Raw genomic sequence first — 19,170 nt, 5'->3', positions numbered from 1 at the left:
ATTTACAATTTCCCGATAAAACAAACGTCAGGTAAATAATCTCACCACGCATTATCATAATATGGTGAAATCTGTATAAAAGGAAGCAATATGATAACAGTATCAGAAAAAGCAGGCGAATATATAAAAGACCTTATGGTCAAGGAGAACCATGCTCCCGGTACTTTCGTACGCGTTGGCGTAAAAGGTGGCGGTTGCTCAGGACTGGAATATGTGTTGAAGTTTGAAAATTCGGAGCATGAGGATGGTGATCAGACCTTTGAAGATAAAGGTGTTAAAATTGTGGTGCAGATGAAAAGCCTCCTGTACCTGTACGGCACTGAGTTGGATTATTCCGATGGTCTCAACGGCAAGGGGCTTTATTTCAACAACCCTAATGCTACCCGTACCTGTAGCTGTGGGGAAAGCTTTGCGGTATAATTCCCAATTATCACCAGCAAGCTTCTGCATTACTTAATTAACTCGGAAAATGAGAAACAGCAACGAAATAATTGATGACATAGCCAACCGGGAATATGAGTTTGGCTTCACTACCGACATTGAAATGGAAATGGCGCCGGTGGGTCTGAATGAAGACACCATCCGTTTTATTTCTGCCAAAAAAGAAGAGCCGGAATGGATGCTGGAATGGCGTCTGAAGGGTTTTCAGGCATTTAAAAAGATGCAGTTCCCTAAATGGCAGCATTTTGAAATGCCGGAACTGGACCTTCAGAAACTCTCCTACTATGCTGCTCCCAAGAAGAAGAAACAGCTGGGCAGCCTGGACGAAGTAGATCCTGAACTGCTGGCTACCTTCGAAAAACTGGGTATTCCTATCAATGAACAGAAAGCACTGGCCGGCGTTGCTGTAGACGTTGTATTTGACAGCGTTTCCGTTGCCACTACTTTCAAAGCCAAATTACAGGAACTGGGCATTATCTTCTGCTCCTTCGGGGAAGCGGTAAGAAACCATCCTGATCTGGTTAAAAAATACCTCGGTACTGTAGTACCTCACTCTGATAATATCTTTGCCGCCCTGAATGCAGCAGTATTCTCCGACGGTTCTTTTGTATACATTCCAAAAGGCGTACGCTGTCCGATGGAACTGAGCACCTATTTCCGTATCAACGCGGAAAACACAGGTCAGTTCGAACGTACCCTGATCATTGCTGACGATAATTCCTACGTAAGCTATCTGGAAGGTTGTACGGCGCCAAGACGTGATGAGAACCAGCTGCATGCTGCAGTAGTGGAACTCGTTGCGATGGACCACGCAGAGATCAAATACTCTACTGTACAAAACTGGTATCCCGGTGATAAAGACGGTAATGGCGGTATCTACAACTTCGTAACCAAACGTGGTATCTGTAAGGGTAAAAGCAGCAAGATCTCATGGACACAGGTAGAAACCGGTTCTGCTATCACCTGGAAATATCCGAGTGTGATCCTGCAGGGCGATGATGCTGAAGGTGAATTCTATTCAGTAGCAGTAACCCGTAACAAGCAGATCGCTGATACCGGTACCAAGATCTACCACCTTGGCCGCAATACCCGCAGCCGTATCATTTCCAAAGGTATTTCCGCTGGCCTCAGCGATAATACTTACCGCGGACTGGTACAGGTTGGACCACGTGCTGCCAATGCACGTAACTTTACACAGTGTGACTCCCTGCTGATCGGTGATCGTTGTGGTGCACACACCTTCCCTTACATCGAATCAAGGAACAGTACTGCCACCGTTGAACACGAAGCAACTACTTCCAAGATCGGGGAAGATCAGATCTTCTATCTTAATCAACGTGGTATAGAAACAGAAAAAGCAGTTGCACTGATCGTAAATGGTTACGCACAGGAAGTGCTGAACCAGCTTCCGATGGAATTTGCCGTGGAAGCACGCAAACTGCTCTCTATCACACTGGAAGGTAGCGTAGGATAATAAAAACATTTTCAAAGCAAAAACAACAGAGAAACATACAATCATGCTGACGATTAAAAATCTGCACGCAGAAGTAGACGGTAAAAAGATCCTGAAAGGCATCAACCTGGAAATCAGGAAAGGTGAAATGCACGCCATCATGGGCCCTAACGGCTCAGGAAAGAGCTCATTGTCTTCTGTGTTAGCGGGTCGTGAAAATTATACTGTGACAGAAGGTGAAGTGATCTTCGAAGGTAAAAACCTGCTGGATCTGTCTCCGGAAGACCGTGCACGCGAAGGCCTGTTCCTGGCATTCCAGTACCCGGTTGAGATCCCAGGCGTATCTAACCTGCACTTCCTCAAGACTGCCTTAAATGAGATCAGGACTTACCACAATCTGCCTCCGCTGGAATCCAAAGAATTCCTGAAGCTGACCAAAGAAAAACAGCAACTGGTAGATTTTAACGCCAACCTGATGAACCGCTCTCTGAATGAAGGTTTCTCCGGCGGTGAGAAAAAAAGGAATGAAGTGTTCCAGCTGGCTATGCTCGATCCGAAATTAGCTATACTGGATGAAACTGATTCCGGCCTGGATATTGACGCACTGCGTATCGTTGCAGCAGGTGTTAATAAACTGCGCAATGCAGATAAGGCTTTTATGGTTATTACCCACTACCAGCGTTTGCTGGAATACATCGTGCCTGACTTCGTACACGTATTGTACAACGGTCAGATCGTAAAGACCGGCACCAAAGAACTGGCGCTGGAACTGGAAGAGAAAGGCTACGACTGGCTGAAAGAAGAGGTACACCAGAAAGAATCTGTATAACGCAAAAAGAACCATGACGAGCGATAAATCATTCTACGAATTTATATCCAATGGGGTACCCGGACCTGAGCAGAAAGTGGATGCGGATAACGCAATCATGCCTGCACGTAAGCTGGCTTTCAGCCGCTTCAAGGAACTGGGTCTGCCTACCATTAAAACAGAAGAGTGGCGCTATACCAACGTACAGCGCTTTCTGAAAGATGCTTTCACTCTCGCACAGGAAGAACAGGCAACTGTTACACCTGAGCAACTGAAAGCAGCCAGCATCCCTCAACTGGACAGCTACCGCGTTGTACTGGTGAACGGACGCCTGCAGACGGATCTTTCCGAACTGCCGGCTGGTGGTAAGATCACCGTTTCCAAACTGAGCGATGCAGCCGGTAACGCACAGCTGCAGGCATGGTTTGACAAACACCCGCATCTGCAGTCGCAGCCATTCGCAGCACTGAACGCGGCACTGTTTGCAGACGGTCTCTTTATCGAAGCTGGTGTCAATGCAACGCTTGACAAACCAATACAGATCATTCACGTATATACAGCTTCCGCTAACGCATTTATACAGCCACGCCATCTGGTAGTGCTGCATAAAAGCGCAACACTGGAAATCATCGAAAGCGCTGTAGGTCTCAATGACTCCGCCATCGCCTTCGTGAACGCAGTAACAGAAGTGGTACTGGAAGAAAATGCTGAACTCTGGCACTACAATATCCAGAGCACCATTAAAAACAGCCGCCACATCTATCATACTTCTGCTACCCAGAAAGCTGATAGCCGCTATCATCATTTTAACTTCACCCTGCCTTCCGCAGAACTGACCCGTAACAACCTGAGCGTAGCGCTGACAGGTAGCAATACGGAAACCAATCTGCACGGTCTCTATCTGGCTACAGGTACCCAGCACGTAGATAACCACACCTTCGTGGATCACCTCGTGCCAAACTGTAACAGTAATGAGCTGTATAAAGGTGTACTGCTGGACGACGCTAACGGTGTATTCACCGGTAAGATCCACGTACATCAGGATGCGCAGAAAACAAACGCTTTCCAGCAGAACAATAACCTGCTGATGAGCGAAAAGGCCAACATCAACTCTCAGCCACAGCTGGAAATATATGCAGATGACGTGAAGTGCAGCCACGGTTTTACCGTAGGACGCTTCAGTGAAGAATCTCTCTTCTACCTGCGTTCCCGTGGTATTGGTGAAGAAGCCGCCAAGTCACTGCTGGTGAATGCTTTCGCATTTGACATTACCGATCAGGTACACATACCGGCATTACAGGATTTCCTCGCAGAAAAGATCCGCCAGTATGTAGCCGGCGCTATCAATAACTAATTCGATCAGAAATTCCGATCTTTGCACGAGGTCATCCAGGTTCATCCCGGATGACCTCTGATGCTTCAGAGAAGAACGATAAATTATAGAGTATTATGCAACACGTACCAGACATCACTGTTCCGGCACTAGACGTAGAAAAGATCAGAAAGGACTTCCCGCTGTTACAGGAAAAAGTATACGGCCAACCGCTTGTATATCTTGATAATGCGGCCACTACCCAGAAACCGCAGGTTGTACTGGATACGCTGATAGAATACTATACCCGCATCAACAGTAACGTGCACCGTGGCGTACACCACCTGAGTCAGGAAGCAACCAATGCTTACGAAAACTCACGTAAAATCATCGCCTCCTTTATCAATGCCCGCAAACCGGAAGAAGTCATTTTTACCAAAGGCACTACCGATGGTATCAACCTGATCGCCTATTCTTTTGGTCGTGGTGAGATCAAACCCGGCGACGTGGTACTGGCATCCGCTATGGAACATCACTCCAATATCGTTCCGTGGCAGATGATGTGTGAAGACCGTGGTGCAGAACTGAAAATCATCCCTATGGATGAAAAAGGCGAACTGCTCATGGACGAATTCAGCGCATTGCTGACCGACAAAGTAAAGATCATCGCTGTTACATACGTATCCAACTCCCTCGGCACCGTTAATCCCGTACGCGACATTATTGCCCAGGCACATGCCCGTAACATTCCTGTTCTGCTGGATGCAGCACAGGCAGTACAGCATATGCCGGTAGATGTGCAGGAGCTGGATGTAGACTTCCTCGTATTCTCCGGTCATAAGATCTACGGTCCTACCGGTACCGGTGTGCTCTATGGCAAGGAAGAATGGCTGGATCGCCTGCCGCCTTATCAGGGTGGTGGCGATATGATCAAAACCGTGACCTTCGCTAAAACTATCTACAACGTACTGCCCTACAAATTTGAAGCAGGTACGCCGGATATCAGCGGAGCCATCGCACTGGGTACAGCCGTGCAATATGTACAGCAGATCGGTGTAGAAAATATACAGGCATGGGAAGAACAACTGGTGGAATATGCCGTACAGCAGCTCCAACAGATTGAAGGCATCCGCTTTATCGGTAATCCGAGACACCGTTCCGGCGCCGTTTCCTTCCTCGTGTATGATATTCACCCATACGATCTCGGCGAACTGCTGGATAAACAAGGTATCGCCATCCGTACAGGTCACCATTGCGCAGAACCTGTAATGGATTTCTTCTGTATTCCGGGCACCGTGCGCGCATCATTCGCAGTGTATACTACCTTCGAAGATATAGACAGATTAGTGGCAGGCATAAAAAAGGCTGTCTCTATGTTAAGATAACAGGATTATGACTATCAAAGAACAACAGGACGAACTTATATCAGACTTCTCCTTTATGGAGAACTGGATGGATAAATACGAGCACATTATTCAACTGGGCAAGGAACTTCCGCTGATAGACGATAAATATAAAACGCCTGATCACCTGATTAAAGGTTGTCAGTCGCAGGTATGGCTGCACACGGAAATGCAGGACGGTAAACTGGTGTTTACAGCAGACAGTGATGCCGTAATTACCAAAGGACTGGTGAGTCTCATGGTAACCGTATTCTCCGGTCATACGCCTAAAGAGATCGCGGAATCTGAAATATACTTTATAGACGCTATCGGTTTGAGTAATCATCTCTCCCCTACCCGTTCCAACGGGTTACTGAGTATGCTCAAACAGATTAAGTTATATGCAGTTGCCTACGAGGCAAAATCTCAATCACAAAAAAACGGCACAGAACTATGAGCGAAAATACAATGACCTTACGCGATAGGATTGAAGAGGTACTGCGCACAGTATATGATCCGGAAATTCCGGTGAATATATTAGAGCTGGGTCTTGTCTATGAAATAAGAATAGGCGAGAATAACCGCATTGGCATCACTATGACACTGACTGCTCCGGGTTGTCCCGTAGCGGGCGATATCATTCGTGAAGTCGACGAAAAAGTAAGAGATGTAGAAGGCGTATCCGATGTAGATGTAACACTCACTTTTGATCCACCATGGAACAAAGATATGATGAGTGAAGAAGCCAGATTAGAATTGGGCTTCATGTAGAACAACCAAACCTCAGTATAAACGGGTCGTATCATTTATCTGATATGACCCGTTTTTTATTTGGACACAAACATGCGATGCCCAACCGCAACAGGGTGAGGAAGTCTTTCCTGTTGTAACGTCTTTCTATATCACCTCAGTGCTCATTGCTCACACAAGCTATATCAGCTGACCACAGCAACTATAATGAAGTACAGATGTTCACTTCCCCACCTAACAATTGTCTGTGTGCACACCAGTTAATTAATTATCATTTTTCTGGTAACATATTTGTTATGAACCAACCTATAGATAAGATTGTTATAAGGTTCCATACCTTTGTCATCTTATTTACCTTATAAAACTCTTTTATGTTAGAACAATTAACACAACTGATCCAGCAAAGCGGTCTGCAATCTGTCATCAACAATCCGGAAGTGCCTAACGAGCACAATGATGGCGTAATCGCAGAAGCGCAGAGCACGATCCTCTCTACCTTCAGCCAACTACAAGCCAACGGTGAAACACAACAGGTAAATGAGGCACTGGAATCAGCTGATCATCCGGTAACACAGAATATCCAGCAGAACTTCGCCGGCAACATCATGGAGAAATTCGGTATTAATGGTTCTACTGCTGCCAGCATCGCTGCTGTACTGATCCCAACGGTATTAAATGCCATGAAAGGTGGTCAGCAAAGTGGTGGCGCGGGTAACGGTTTCAATATTCAGGATATCCTGTCTTCACTGGGTGGTGGTAATCTGGCTGGCGGTCTGGGCAACCTCGGCGGCGGTAACATCCAGAACACCATCAACAACATCGGTGGCAAATTCGGTTTTGATAAAGACGGCGACGGCGATGTTGACCTGAGCGATCTGACCAAAATGTTCAGATAAAACACTCTCCCCGAAAAATTTTTAACCATCCAATCTATAATTCTTATGAGAAACAAACAATTGAGCATCGCGTTCCTCTGTCTGGCACTGGCTTTCATGGTAGCTTGTAAAGGCAAACCATCTGATACACAGATACAGGCAAAAGTAACTGAACAACTCAGCGGCATGCCGGAAGTAACGGCTGACGTAAAAGAAGGTGTTGTAACCCTGGCGGGAAATGTACCTGACGACGCAGCAAGAACTGCTGCAGAAACCAAAGTTGCTGCTGTAGACGGTGTAAAGAGTATTACCAATAACATCATGGTCACTCCTCCTGCTCCACCAGCTCCTGTTGTGGATACCACCGCTGTACCTATGAATGCTGCTGAAGAAGCTCTTCGTACAGGGGTAGCTGATATCACCAAAGACTTCCCGGGTGTAGATGTAAAAGTAGACGCCGGTGTCGTGAGCGTTACCGGTGAACTCTCTGCCGCTAAATGGAAAACACTGAAACAGGCGCTTGATGGTCTGCATCCGAAGAAAGTAGATGCTGCTGGTCTGAAAGTAAAATAACCTTCTAAATTCATTGTTTTATGTCATTACAGGACAAATACAAAGAACTGATTGATACTGCCAGATCATCCGGCACAGACAATCTTCAGGTGAATGAGACAGATGGTGTGCTGCATATTAGTGGTGAAGCACCGAGTGGTGCGGTAAAGGATAATCTCTGGAATATTTATGGGAAGATTGACCCGAATTTTCTTACGGGTGATGTTGTGATGGATATTAAAGTGGCAACCGCTGTTGAAGGCGCTAAGCTGGAAGTGGTGACGCAATCGTCCAATCTGAATGTGCGGAAAGGTCCGGGGACGGATCAGCCGATTATCGGGAAGGCGGGGCATAAAGAAATTGTCTCACTGGTGAGTAAGCATAGTGATCAATGGTGGTTGATCAGAACGAAAGACGGCGAAGAAGGATATGCGCATGCGCAGTATTTACGGCCGGTGGAGTGATGAGTCATGGAATTTATTTTATTAGCCGGATGGTGGTTGCCGTCCGGCTTTTTTATTTACACGGGGGGCTGTTAAGCATGGGAGGGTTATTAAAAGTTATATGGAGTTGCTGTGAGTGGACGCTGCGTAAGCGCGCTATTAACAGGTATTTGGAGGGAGGCTGTTGTTATTAAAGCAGGTATTTAAAATTGCGGGGCTGCTGTTGATAGTTTATTTGAGGTTGTTGTTATTAAAGCAGGTATTTAAAATTGCGGGGCTGCTGCGTGCGGTTTCAGGAGGGATCCCCGGCTGACGCTCTTGAAGTTATTGCTATGGGGCGTGGTGGGTCGTGTTGAGCGGGGAGTGGGATTAAACTCTGGGACAACGTGTCGGCATACTTCAAGAGCTAAGGCCCGGGATCTCCTCCTGAAACCTGCCGCTGAATATGCCGTACGATGGTTTTTTATGAGTACTTTATCAATGTGCTGCGTACGATAAGTATTGTTTGTTATCTCTTTTTATTTATTCTTTATTCGTCTGTGACCTATTACCGATCGATTCTATTCTCTTATTATTCTTTACGTCTTGCTATTCACGCTCCAATTTCTCCGTTCCACAGCCAACCCTTTGTTTCTTCTATTCCTGCTCCGTTCACACGCTATTCATCTATTATTTACTATCTTTTTTTTACTGTTATTTCTTCTCTATCGCTTCTATTCTCTCATCATTCTTTATGCATTGCTATTCATTCTCCATTCTACTACCAGACTTTGTTTCTTCTGTTCCAGCCCGTTCACACGCTATTCATCTATTATTTACTATCTATTTTTTTTACTGTTATTTCTTCTCTATCGCTTCTATTCTCTCATCATTCTTTATGCATTGCTATTCATTCTCCATTCTACTATCAAGCTTCTGTGTTTTCTCGTCCAGCCCATTCACACATTATTCATCTACTAATCCTTTAGTCATCTGCTATTCATTCCTTACCTTTTCTCCATTCCTCCTTTCAATCCACTATTCCCTCCTATATCATTACACTCCTCTCTCAGTTCAACACAGTTCCCATCTGAAGGTCCTTTACTTCCAGCTCTTCTGAGGTAAATGTTTCCTGATATGTGCGATCACCGACTTTGTAGTAGACAATGACATTAAAGTCCTCCTGTTTGAGCAGATTGACCTTTGTGCCGGGGATGACCAGACCAGAGTAACGACGTTCAATTGTCTTCTTCCCCTCTACATTAAAGCCCGGTTGAAGCGGATTACCTTCGAACTTGATCATAAATTTCGTCAGACTGAATCTGCCGGAAATAGCAATGTCAGTGACTGCTCTTGTTGTAGCAGAAGTGTTGTGAAATTTGAGGTTAATTTCTGCTCTGGCAATCGTATAGCCGGTACGGACGATTGAGTAGCGGGTGTCATATCCGTACAGGATCAGTCGCTTTTCCTGCAGTCTGACTTTTCCGCGGATTTTAAAGAAACGGCCGAAATAAATGGTGAAGATGCGTACCAGCAATGCGCCGGCTGCGAATCCGGTGAGGCCCCAAATTAAGTTTTCTGTATCGCAATCCATGGTTTTTCAGATATTGATTAATGTGATTGACTATGACTATTCAATGGTTGTTGTTGTTATGCCTGACTCCTGACAGCGGATGGGGGTAACAGTATCTGATATCAGCCGTCAGGTCATTTAATGGTCCCTGGGTTAATTGTTGTTGCAAAAATAAGAACTTATTTTGCTTCTTTGAGCATGTAACTGTTACCTTGTTTTGTCAGCTTATATTTTATCGTGCGTTTACCACCTGAAGGTTTTCCGTCAGGGTCAGATTCTCCGTAGACCGGATAAGTACGAACGATGTGCTTTTGCTGTACATAGAATGAATCCCTTCCACGATAGCCTTTCAGTTCAGGATCATCCACATCACCGGAGAAAATACGAACACCTTTGTTATTAATATAAGTAATACCGTACACACTACCTGTATGTTCTGTTCCGTCTGAATAGGTAAACAAATAGATTTCCGGGTTCTTATCATTGTCAAGGTCGTCAATAGCCGTCTGCTGCAGGATGCCCTTTACATCATGAATGGTGGTACTGTCAGCTTTGAGTGAATCGATCCTTGTATCTGTGTCAGCAATCGTGATAGAACGACCGCTGCCATCTCCTTTAGAAACGATCGCATACTTAAAATGCTTATATCGGAGTGTGTTTGATACGGCGTTATTGCCTCCTTTTGTCACGTTAGAGCTTTCCTCTCCCGGAGCAGGAGCACTGCCTGCATTGGCCGTTCCACCGCTGGCATTATCACTGGAGTTGCTGGACGCCGCCTGTGTGGCATCTTCCTGAGAACTGGCTGAATCTGACATCTCCTGTTTACTTTTCATCGGGGAGTTACAAGCGATACCGCAGATCAGCAGAAAGTAAATAATGGGTTTCATACAATCGTTTTTATTTTTTAATCTGTCTATAATTCTAATGTGTCTCATAATGTGTATGTTATAAACGAAAACAAGGAACATGCCTGAACAAGAGAGCACAACTATAAATTTGTGTGTATCTTGCCACTATGTCACTCCTACCCTACTTATTGGTGCCCTTATTATCTGCTTTTCTCCGGCCTTACACATCGGCATTATTTACTTACCTGTTCACCATCGCATTGTTGCTATTCTATCCACAGATCTATTTTTTTGTGGAAGAAAAGCTGCATCCCAGACCAATTGAGGAAGCATTTACCGGCAGATGTGGTATGATAGAATTCTCCTTTATTTTTAGTCATTGGCTCGTTTTTATGCCGGCGGCACTACTCTTACAGGTAATTTTTAACAAACTTTTTAAACGCTGGAGAGCCACAAAGGAAGCATCCGAAACGATTAACAAATAATAATTTTTTACCGTTCGTCAAATCCGTATTTGGATTAAGCCCGCTTCATTTTTATATTTGTGAAACCAACTGAGAGCGAATTATTATTCATGATCAACACGAACAGGCATATTATGCGCAGGTTTTTACTGTACTTCCTGCTGTTCTGTGGCCTTATGACAGGCCACTCAGCAGTCGTACACGCAAAATCGCCCTTTAAGCAGAAAAGTCTCTGCTTTGAGCGCCTGTTTGACCATGAAAAGATAGAGATCCGCTGCATTGACAGTGAAGACCTCGGTATTGAAGAACCAGATGATGTGCCCGTTTTCCTGCACGTCACCAAGGTACCACGCAAGAAAAGATATTATCTTAATAGTCCATCTCAGACTTCAAGTTACACGACCCGCTTCACCCAAATGGAGCATAACCTGGAGTTTTATATACCTGTACAACAGAATAAGACTGGTGTCTATCAGCAACAACGTGCGTTCCTCCCAGCTTATTATAGTTTTCTGTCCAGGTATACCCCCTTCTGATCTGAATAGTTTTACCCATTTCTCTCCGTCACCCGTTTTTTACAAATAACATGCAGCTGCCAACAGCTGACAATCATCCTTTTGCTTGTCGGCTGATGCTGTGTGTATTTCAACATGACGGACCACCTGCAGTGGTCCCGTAAAACTATTCACTCCTATCATGCAAACGTACAGGAACATATATATTTTAGCTATAAGCGCCGCCCTTGGTGGTTGTATCACCAAAGGTGAGAACGTGAACAATGAATCAGCATTAAATACCTACCCGGTCCTACAACTGTCACTCTGTGATACCGTTCTTCACAAAAATTACGTGGCCGATATCCAGGCCGTACGTAATGTGGAAATACGTGCCCGCGTCAACGGGTTTCTGAACAAGATTTATGTGGACGAAGGGCAACATGTCCAACAAGGACAGTTGCTCTTCTCCCTCAACGATGAAGAATATCGCTCCGAACTGGCAAAAGCCAAAGCGGCACTCAGCAGCGCCATCGCGGAAGCAAAAGGCGCCCAGCTTGAAGTAGAACGTGTCCAGCTGCTGGTGGAGAAAAAAGTCATCGCCAAAAGTGAACTGGAAGTAGCCAAAGCGAGACTGGCTGCTGTCAACGCCCGCATAGATGAAGCCCGCTCTTCTGAATCCAATGCCGCCACAAGATTGTCCTATACGATCATCCGCGCTCCTTTCGACGGATATATTGACAGAATACCTTCGAAAACAGGTAGTCTGATCGGAGAAGGTGAGCTGCTGACCTCCGTTTCCGACATCAAAGAAGTATATGCTTATTTCAATGTGTCCGAAACCGAATACCTGCAGCATAGCCGTGCAAACAAAGGAAAAGAACAGGCAATAGTCAATCTGGTACTGGCCGATGGTACAGACTATCCATACACCGGTAAAGTCGAAACTATCGAAAGCGAATTTGAAGAAACAACCGGCTCCATCGCCTTCAGGGCCCGCTTCCCTAACCCGCAATCCTTATTGAAACACGGCGCCAGCGGCAAAGTACAGCTGAGCAATGAAATGGCTGACGCAATGCTCCTGCCACAAAAAGCCGTGTTTGAAATGCAGGACAAAAACTATGTATTCATCCTGGACAAATCCAATCAGGTAAAAATGAAAAACTTCATACCCGGTGCAAGACTCGCCAACTGCTACATCGTACAATCCGGCCTCAATGCAGGTGACAGGGTTGTCTACGAAGGTGTACGCAACCTGCGCGACGGCATGAAGATCAATCCTGCTGCTATTACACTCGACAGCATTAAAGCACTGTAAAAACAGCTGCTATACGAGGCAACATATAACCGATACACCACAAGTACCGGTATATGACAGGCCGGCGTATTTTCTGCTGACAGCCGCTTTGCGGATACCGGACTTTTCAGTCCGGACATATTTTTCATTTTTTATTACACAGTTTTATGTTCGATACTTTTATCAAACGGCCGGTATTGTCGCTCGTGATCTCATTGATCATTGTACTACTTGGATTGCTGGCATTATTTACATTACCCGTTACTCAATTCCCTGACATCGTTCCTCCTTCTGTAACGGTGACCGCCAAATATACCGGTGCGAATGCCGAAGTGTGTGCCAAAGCCGTAGCCACACCACTGGAACGCGCGATCAACGGCGTACCGGGTATGACATATATGTCTTCCGTTTCCAGTAACAACGGTATCACACTCATACAGGTCTTCTTCAACGTTGGTACCGATCCCGATCAGGCCGCGGTAAACGTACAAAACCGTGTAGCCACTATCATCGATGAATTACCGGAAGAAGTAATCAAAGCAGGTGTGACCACAGAAAAAGAGGTGAACAGTATGCTGCTGTACCTTAACGTGATGAGTGAAGACAGCACGCTCAATGAACAATTCATCTACAACTTTGCAGACATCAACGTATTACAGGAACTGAAAAGGATTGATGGTGTTGGTTTCGCGGAGATCATGGGTGCAAAGGAATACGCTATGCGCGTATGGCTCAAACCTGACCGTATGCTGGCTTATAATGTCTCTGCAGATGAAGTGATCGGAGGTATCCGTAAACAGAATATCGAAGCCGCTCCGGGTAAAACAGGTGAAAGCGCAGATAATGATCCACAGGTATTACAATACGTACTCCGCTATACCGGTAAATTCTTTGACCCCGCACAATACGAAAATATTATCCTCAGAGCCAATCCGGATGGTTCTGTGTTAAAGCTGAAAGATGTGGCAGACGTTACGTTTGGTGCACTCAGCTACGGCATGGTATCTAAAACAGATGGTAAGCCCTCCGCTTCTATCATGCTGAAACAACGTCCGGGTTCCAATGCACAGGAAGTAATTGCCAATGTGAAAACGCGCATGGCAGAACTACAGACAAGCTCCTTCCCACCGGGTATGAGCTATAACTTCAACTATGATGTATCCCGCTTCCTCGACGCTTCTATCCATGAAGTATTGAGAACACTCATAGAGGCATTTATTCTGGTGTTTATCGTTGTATATCTCTTCCTGCAGGACTTCCGCTCTACGTTGATCCCCGCACTCGCCGTACCGGTAGCACTGATCGGTACCCTGTGTTTTATGCAGATGCTGGGCTTCTCTATTAATCTGCTGACACTGTTTGCGCTCGTACTGGCCATTGGTATTGTCGTCGATAATGCCATTGTGGTGGTGGAAGCCGTGCACGTAAAAATGCAGGAAACCCATCTGCCGCCATTAGAAGCAACACTGGCAGCTATGAGAGAGATCAGCGGTGCACTGGTTGCCATCACACTGGTAATGTCTGCTGTATTCGTACCAGTAGCATTCCTTTCTGGTCCGGTAGGTGTATTCTACCGGCAATTCTCGCTTACACTCGCTATCGCAATCGTGATATCAGGTATCAATGCGGTTACACTGACGCCTGCACTGTGCGCCATTATGCTCCGGCACAACCATGATACGGGTAAGAAGAAAAGTCTGCTGCAACGTTTCTTTGATAAATTCAACTTCGGATATAATAAAACAGAACGTAGTTACTCAAAACTGGTTGGTTATATAGCGGGCAGAAAGATGATCACGTTTGTGCTGATGATCGTCTTCTTCGTAGCTACATGGGGAGCCAGCGCTATTCTGCCCGGCGGTTTCATTCCATCGGAAGATCAGGGGATGATTTACGTTAACGTAACAACTCCTGCTGGTGCTACCGTTGCCCGTACAGAAGCCGTACTTGATCAGGTACAACAGATCGCTGCACGGCTGCCGGAAGGAGAATCTGTATCTACACTGGCTGGATTCAGTCTGGTGAATGATGTGGCAGGCGCCTCTTACGGTATGGGTATGATCAACCTGAAACCATGGGAAGAGCGTAAACGCTCAGTGAAAGAGATCATTGCCGCGCTGGAAAAAGAGACACGGAATATCGGCGACGCCAGCATCGAGTTCTTCCCTCCTCCTACAGTACCCGGCTTTGGTAACTCAAGCGGTTTCGAACTGCGTGTGCTGGATCGTAGTGGTAGTGGTGACCTGCGACAAACTGCTGACGTCACCAATAACTTCATCGCCGAACTGAAGAAACGTAAGGAGATCGGTAGTGCATTTACCAGCTTTGACCCCGATTTCCCGCAATATATGATCCATGTAGATCAGGCAATGGCAGCAAAGAAAGGTGTCAGCATAGAAAATGCGATGTCCACCCTGCAAACCCTGCTGGGTAGTTTCTATGCATCCAACTTTATCCGTTTCGGACAGATGTACAAAGTAATGGTGCAGGCCTCTCCACGTTATCGCACAAAACCGGAAGATGTCATGCACCTGTATGTAAAGAATGACGCCGGAGAAATGGTCCCTTTCTCAAACTTTATCCGCATGGAAAGAGTGTATGGACCTGAACAGCTGACCCGTTACAATATGTACACAGCAGCGATGATCAATGGGGATGCCGCACCGGGCTTCAGTAGTGGTGATGCAATCAAAGCGATAGAAGAAGTAGCCGCAAAATCACTCCCGCGTGGCTTTGCCTTTGAATGGAGTGGTATGACAAGGGAACAGATCCTGTCCGGTAATCAGGCTGTCTATGTCTTTGCATTGTGTCTGTTATTCGTATACCTGTTGCTGGCAGCACAATATGAAAGTTTCCTGCTGCCTTTGCCGGTAATTCTTTCACTGCCGGCAGGTATATTCGGGGCCTTTATTACCCTGAAAATGGCCGGACTGGAAAATAATATCTATGCACAGGTTGCGCTGGTCATGCTGATAGGTCTGTTGGGTAAGAACGCTATCCTGATTGTGGAGTTCGCGATACTACGTACCAAACAGGGCCTCTCCGTGCTGGAAGCTGCCAAAGAAGGAGCCGTATCCCGTCTCCGTCCGATCCTGATGACCTCTTTTGCATTTATTGCAGGTCTGATACCATTGTGTGTGGCCAGTGGCGCAGGCGCGATGGGGAACCGGTCTATTGGTACAGCCGCAGCTGGTGGTATGTTGATCGGAACTGTATTCGGCGTACTGATCATCCCCGGACTATATGTTTTATTTGCCTCTATCGGCAGTAAAAAGAAAGCAGGAAAACAAACGCCTAAACATGCTGTAGGCGCATTAACAGTGTTATTGATAGCGGGCATACTGACGGGTTGTTATACACCCTCCAAAGTCAATTTCCCTGACGCACCTCAGACACCGCAGGCGTTCAATAAACCGGCGGATGACAGCAACAATGTGGCGACTCCCGACAGCAGCAGTATTGCCACCTTATCCTATAAACAGTTCTTTACCGATCCTTTGCTGCAGCAGTTGCTCGATACAGCACTGCGCAACAATACGGACATGCTGATAGCCACACAGCGGATGGAAACTGCCCGTGCCCAGCTGATGGCAGCCCGCCGTGCCTGGGCTCCGGAAGTGAATGCCGTGATCAGCGCCGGCGTGGACCGTTGGGAGATTATACATTGAACGGAGTGGGTAACTACGACACAAACCTTTCCCCTAATATTGATGATAAACAAAGAATACCCGGACCTACTCCTGATTACTTTGTTGGCTTGCGCAGCTCATGGGAAATAGACCTCTGGGGAAAAATACGCAGCCGTAAAAAAGCAGCTATGCTGCGGTTCATGTCCAGCGAACAGGGACGTCAGCTGATCAGTACCCAGCTGATCTCGCAGGTGGCCGGTATGTATTATCAGCTGATGGTACTGGATTATGAGCAACAGGTAATAGAACGGAATATCGGTTTACAGGAAACAGCACTGGCAACCGTACAGATACAACAGGAAGCGGGTCGCGCTACCTTGCTGGCAGTACAACAGTTTAATGCACAGTTGCTCAATACCCGCAGTTTGTCACTTGGACTCCGTCAGCAGACACTGGAACTGGAAAATCAGCTCAATGCTTTACTGGGTCGTTTCCCGCAAAACATCAAACGTGATACTGCCCTGCTGGCAATGCCCCTGCCTCCCTTTGCACAAACAGGTGTTCCCGCCGGTATGCTGGCACTCAGACCAGACATCCAACAGGCAGCACTGGAACTTGAGGCAGCCAAAGCAGACATTCACGCAGCTAAAGCGTCTTTCCTGCCATCACTGAATATCACGCCTTATCTGGGGCTCAATTCCTTTAATGCGGGCACGCTGTTCAACACCCCTGCTTCTGTGGCTTATGGGGTACTGGGAGGTCTGTCAGCACCATTGCTGAATAAACAGCAATTGCGTTCGCAATATAATATCACCACAGCCGCCGGTATGTCTGCCTTTTATGACTACAGACAGCGGGTCATCAATGGTTATCAGGAAGTGATATCAGCGCTGGGAAAGATCCGGAACGGTCAGGAAGCCTATACGCTGAAAGAAGCAGAAGTGGAGATGCTGAAGAACGGTGTCTCCACAGCCAATGTCCTTTACGCCACAGGTTATGCCAATTACCTCGAGGTGATCACTGCCCAGAAAAGTGTGCTGGAAGCAGAACTGGCACTAGCCGGTAATAAAAAAGAATTGCTGCTTGGCACTATTACCCTGTATAGAGCGCTGGGCGGAGGAAAACAATAAGAACCAGGGTTTTATACAATAAATACCTGTATGCGGAAGCGCGAAAGTATGAATATCCAAAGTAGATATTCGTACTTTCGCGCTTCCGCATTTTACGAAGACAGTACCGGGGCGGAACGATTTTTGAGGTATCCCTATGGCCAATTATATTAAATAAGAATGATATTAATTGTAGATGATAAGCCGGAAAACATCTTATCCCTGAGAAAGGTCCTGGAATTGCATGATTTTGAAGTAGATACGGCGTCTTCCGGTGAAGAAGCATTAAAGAAGATACTTAGGAATAACTACGCGCTCATCATACTGGATGTACAGATGCCCAGTATGGACGGCTTTGAAGTTGCAGAAACTATTTCCGGCTACAGCAAAGCAAAGGATGTACCCATCCTTTTCCTGTCAGCAGTCAATAAAGACAAGAAATTTATTGCCAAAGGTTACGCCTCCGGCGGATTGGACTACATTACCAAACCCGTCGATCCGGATATCCTGTTGATGAAGGTGAAAACCTTTATCCGTTTATACGAACAAAACAGGCAGTTACAGGAGATGCATGCTTCGCTTCAACAGGAAGTAGAAGTGCGTAAACGTGCACAGGCAGCCCTGAATGCTAAAGTACAGGAACAGCACTCTATTCTCGAGTCATTACCACAGGTGGCCTTTACCGCCCGGGCAGATGGCGCGGTGGAATATGCAAACCGCTTCTGGTTCCACTATTCCCCTTCCCTCGGACAATTCCCTGTCACATACGATCATGAACATGCGCCCATCTCCGTGTGGGAACATGCCATCAAAGCAGGGCTTCCATTGGAAAAGGAAGTCTATCTCCATCACCGGTTACATAACCATTTCCGTTGTCATCTGCTAAGAGCCATTCCCCTCGAAGAAGATGGTCACATTGTGAAATGGGTAGGTACGTTTACAGATATCGCCCATCAGAAACAGGCCAACGAAATACTGGAACAAAGGGTCATCGAACGTACGCACGAATTGCAGGAGATGAATCAGGCACTGGAAGCCAGTAACCATGAGTTACAGCAGTTTGCCTCCGTCGCCTCTCACGACCTGAAAGAACCGCTGCGTAAAATACAGTTGTTCGGCACAATACTCCGCGATCGTCATATTGGTACCAATCCGGACGCCATGCAGTATATGGAACGTATTGTCAGTTCTTCAGAACGTATGACAAGACTGATCAACGACCTGCTGCGTTATTCCAGACTTTCTGCAGATGTCTCTTTTGAACCGGTGGACATCAACATTATCATCAAAGAAATACTGGCTGACCTTGAACTGTCTGTACGGGATGCCTGTGCGGATATCACGGCTAACCAGTTCCCGGTATTGGAAGCCGTGCCGGGACAGATCCGACAAGCCTTACAGAATATTATCAGTAATGCGTTAAAGTTCAGTCGTGAGGGAGTAGCGCCCTGTATCCGGATTCATGCCGAACGTGTGGAGGAGAAAGAATTTGACAGTATTCCCGCTGAAGAAGGCGCTTACTGCCGGATCACTATCAGCGATAATGGTATCGGCTTTAATGAGCTGTATCTGCCAAAGATCTTTACACTGTTCCAGCGACTGCATAGTCATGAGGTATATGAAGGAACAGGTATCGGACTGGCCATTGCAAAAAAAGTAGTGGAAAGACATCAGGGGATCATCGGGGCCAGCAGCAAGGAAAATGAGGGGGCTACATTTATCATCGTGTTGCCATTGGAGCAACGGCAGATGGTCAGTTAA

The 19,170-nt window shown here is 46.3% G+C and carries 18 protein-coding genes; 16 read left to right on the top strand and 2 right to left on the bottom strand.

What is annotated here, in order from left to right:
* Window positions 1–90: 90 nt before the first annotated feature.
* From FEF09_RS14380 to FEF09_RS14335, 10 genes are all read left to right on the top strand, one after another.
* Window positions 91–420 carry a HesB/IscA family protein gene (locus tag FEF09_RS14380; RefSeq protein ID WP_146305763.1) on the top strand — a complete coding sequence of 110 codons (330 nt, stop codon included), beginning with the start codon at window positions 91–93 and terminating at the stop codon, window positions 418–420.
* A gap of 49 nt (window positions 421–469) precedes the next feature.
* Complete coding sequence (sufB, locus tag FEF09_RS14375) at window positions 470–1,915, top strand: Fe-S cluster assembly protein SufB (RefSeq protein ID WP_146305762.1); 1,446 nt, start codon at window positions 470–472, stop codon at window positions 1,913–1,915.
* Window positions 1,916–1,958: 43 nt separating this feature from the next.
* Window positions 1,959–2,723, top strand: coding sequence for a Fe-S cluster assembly ATPase SufC (gene sufC, locus FEF09_RS14370; protein WP_089814446.1), 765 nt, complete (start codon window positions 1,959–1,961; stop codon window positions 2,721–2,723).
* 13 nt (window positions 2,724–2,736) lie between these two features.
* On the top strand, window positions 2,737–4,056 hold the full coding sequence (sufD, locus tag FEF09_RS14365; protein WP_146305761.1) for a Fe-S cluster assembly protein SufD: 1,320 nt from the start codon (window positions 2,737–2,739) through the stop codon (window positions 4,054–4,056).
* A gap of 95 nt (window positions 4,057–4,151) precedes the next feature.
* On the top strand, window positions 4,152–5,399 hold the full coding sequence (locus FEF09_RS14360) for an aminotransferase class V-fold PLP-dependent enzyme (RefSeq protein ID WP_146305760.1): 1,248 nt from the start codon (window positions 4,152–4,154) through the stop codon (window positions 5,397–5,399).
* Between the two features lie 7 nt (window positions 5,400–5,406).
* A complete protein-coding gene (locus tag FEF09_RS14355) occupies window positions 5,407–5,853 on the top strand; it encodes a SufE family protein (RefSeq protein ID WP_146305759.1) in 447 nt (148 codons plus the stop codon).
* Window positions 5,850–6,167 (top strand): iron-sulfur cluster assembly protein, encoded by a 318-nt coding sequence (locus FEF09_RS14350; protein WP_146305758.1) that lies wholly within the window; start codon window positions 5,850–5,852, stop codon window positions 6,165–6,167. Before FEF09_RS14355 ends, FEF09_RS14350 begins: the two co-directional genes overlap by 4 nt.
* A 350-nt stretch (window positions 6,168–6,517) precedes the next feature.
* Window positions 6,518–7,042 (top strand): hypothetical protein, encoded by a 525-nt coding sequence (locus FEF09_RS14345; protein WP_146305757.1) that lies wholly within the window; start codon window positions 6,518–6,520, stop codon window positions 7,040–7,042.
* 45 nt (window positions 7,043–7,087) lie between these two features.
* On the top strand, window positions 7,088–7,594 hold the full coding sequence (locus FEF09_RS14340) for a BON domain-containing protein (protein ID WP_146305756.1): 507 nt from the start codon (window positions 7,088–7,090) through the stop codon (window positions 7,592–7,594).
* Window positions 7,595–7,614: 20 nt separating this feature from the next.
* The gene (locus FEF09_RS14335) at window positions 7,615–8,037 is read left to right on the top strand and encodes an SH3 domain-containing protein (protein ID WP_012790989.1); all 423 of its coding nucleotides are present in this window, start codon (window positions 7,615–7,617) and stop codon (window positions 8,035–8,037) included.
* A 1,027-nt stretch (window positions 8,038–9,064) separates the two neighbouring features.
* Here the strand turns inward: FEF09_RS14335 and FEF09_RS14325 are convergent.
* Both FEF09_RS14325 and FEF09_RS14320 read right to left on the bottom strand, forming a co-directional pair.
* Window positions 9,065–9,589 carry a hypothetical protein gene (locus tag FEF09_RS14325; protein WP_146305755.1) on the bottom strand — a complete coding sequence of 175 codons (525 nt, stop codon included), beginning with the start codon at window positions 9,587–9,589 and terminating at the stop codon, window positions 9,065–9,067.
* Between the two features lie 158 nt (window positions 9,590–9,747).
* On the bottom strand, window positions 9,748–10,455 hold the full coding sequence (locus FEF09_RS14320; protein WP_146305754.1) for a hypothetical protein: 708 nt from the start codon (window positions 10,453–10,455) through the stop codon (window positions 9,748–9,750).
* Between the two features lie 128 nt (window positions 10,456–10,583).
* On the opposite strand from FEF09_RS14320, the gene FEF09_RS14315 reads away from it, so the two are divergent.
* From FEF09_RS14315 to FEF09_RS14295, 6 genes are all read left to right on the top strand, one after another.
* Window positions 10,584–10,901 carry a hypothetical protein gene (locus FEF09_RS14315; protein ID WP_146305753.1) on the top strand — a complete coding sequence of 106 codons (318 nt, stop codon included), beginning with the start codon at window positions 10,584–10,586 and terminating at the stop codon, window positions 10,899–10,901.
* Between the two features lie 113 nt (window positions 10,902–11,014).
* The gene (locus FEF09_RS14310) at window positions 11,015–11,416 is read left to right on the top strand and encodes a hypothetical protein (protein ID WP_222596975.1); all 402 of its coding nucleotides are present in this window, start codon (window positions 11,015–11,017) and stop codon (window positions 11,414–11,416) included.
* 160 nt (window positions 11,417–11,576) lie between these two features.
* Window positions 11,577–12,692 (top strand): efflux RND transporter periplasmic adaptor subunit, encoded by a 1,116-nt coding sequence (locus FEF09_RS14305; protein WP_146305751.1) that lies wholly within the window; start codon window positions 11,577–11,579, stop codon window positions 12,690–12,692.
* 146 nt (window positions 12,693–12,838) lie between these two features.
* Window positions 12,839–16,339: an efflux RND transporter permease subunit gene (locus FEF09_RS14300; RefSeq protein ID WP_261387490.1), complete on the top strand. Its 3,501-nt coding sequence runs from the start codon at window positions 12,839–12,841 to the stop codon at window positions 16,337–16,339.
* A gap of 5 nt (window positions 16,340–16,344) precedes the next feature.
* Window positions 16,345–17,430: a TolC family protein gene (locus FEF09_RS33005; protein ID WP_261387489.1), complete on the top strand. Its 1,086-nt coding sequence runs from the start codon at window positions 16,345–16,347 to the stop codon at window positions 17,428–17,430.
* Window positions 17,431–17,589: 159 nt separating this feature from the next.
* Complete coding sequence (locus tag FEF09_RS14295; protein ID WP_146305750.1) at window positions 17,590–19,170, top strand: response regulator; 1,581 nt, start codon at window positions 17,590–17,592, stop codon at window positions 19,168–19,170.

This window comes from Chitinophaga pinensis (assembly GCF_007896845.1).
GTDB classification, from domain to species: domain Bacteria; phylum Bacteroidota; class Bacteroidia; order Chitinophagales; family Chitinophagaceae; genus Chitinophaga; species Chitinophaga pinensis_C.
Note: the sequence above shows the minus strand (reverse complement) of the source record. Positions and strands in the feature narration are given on the sequence as shown.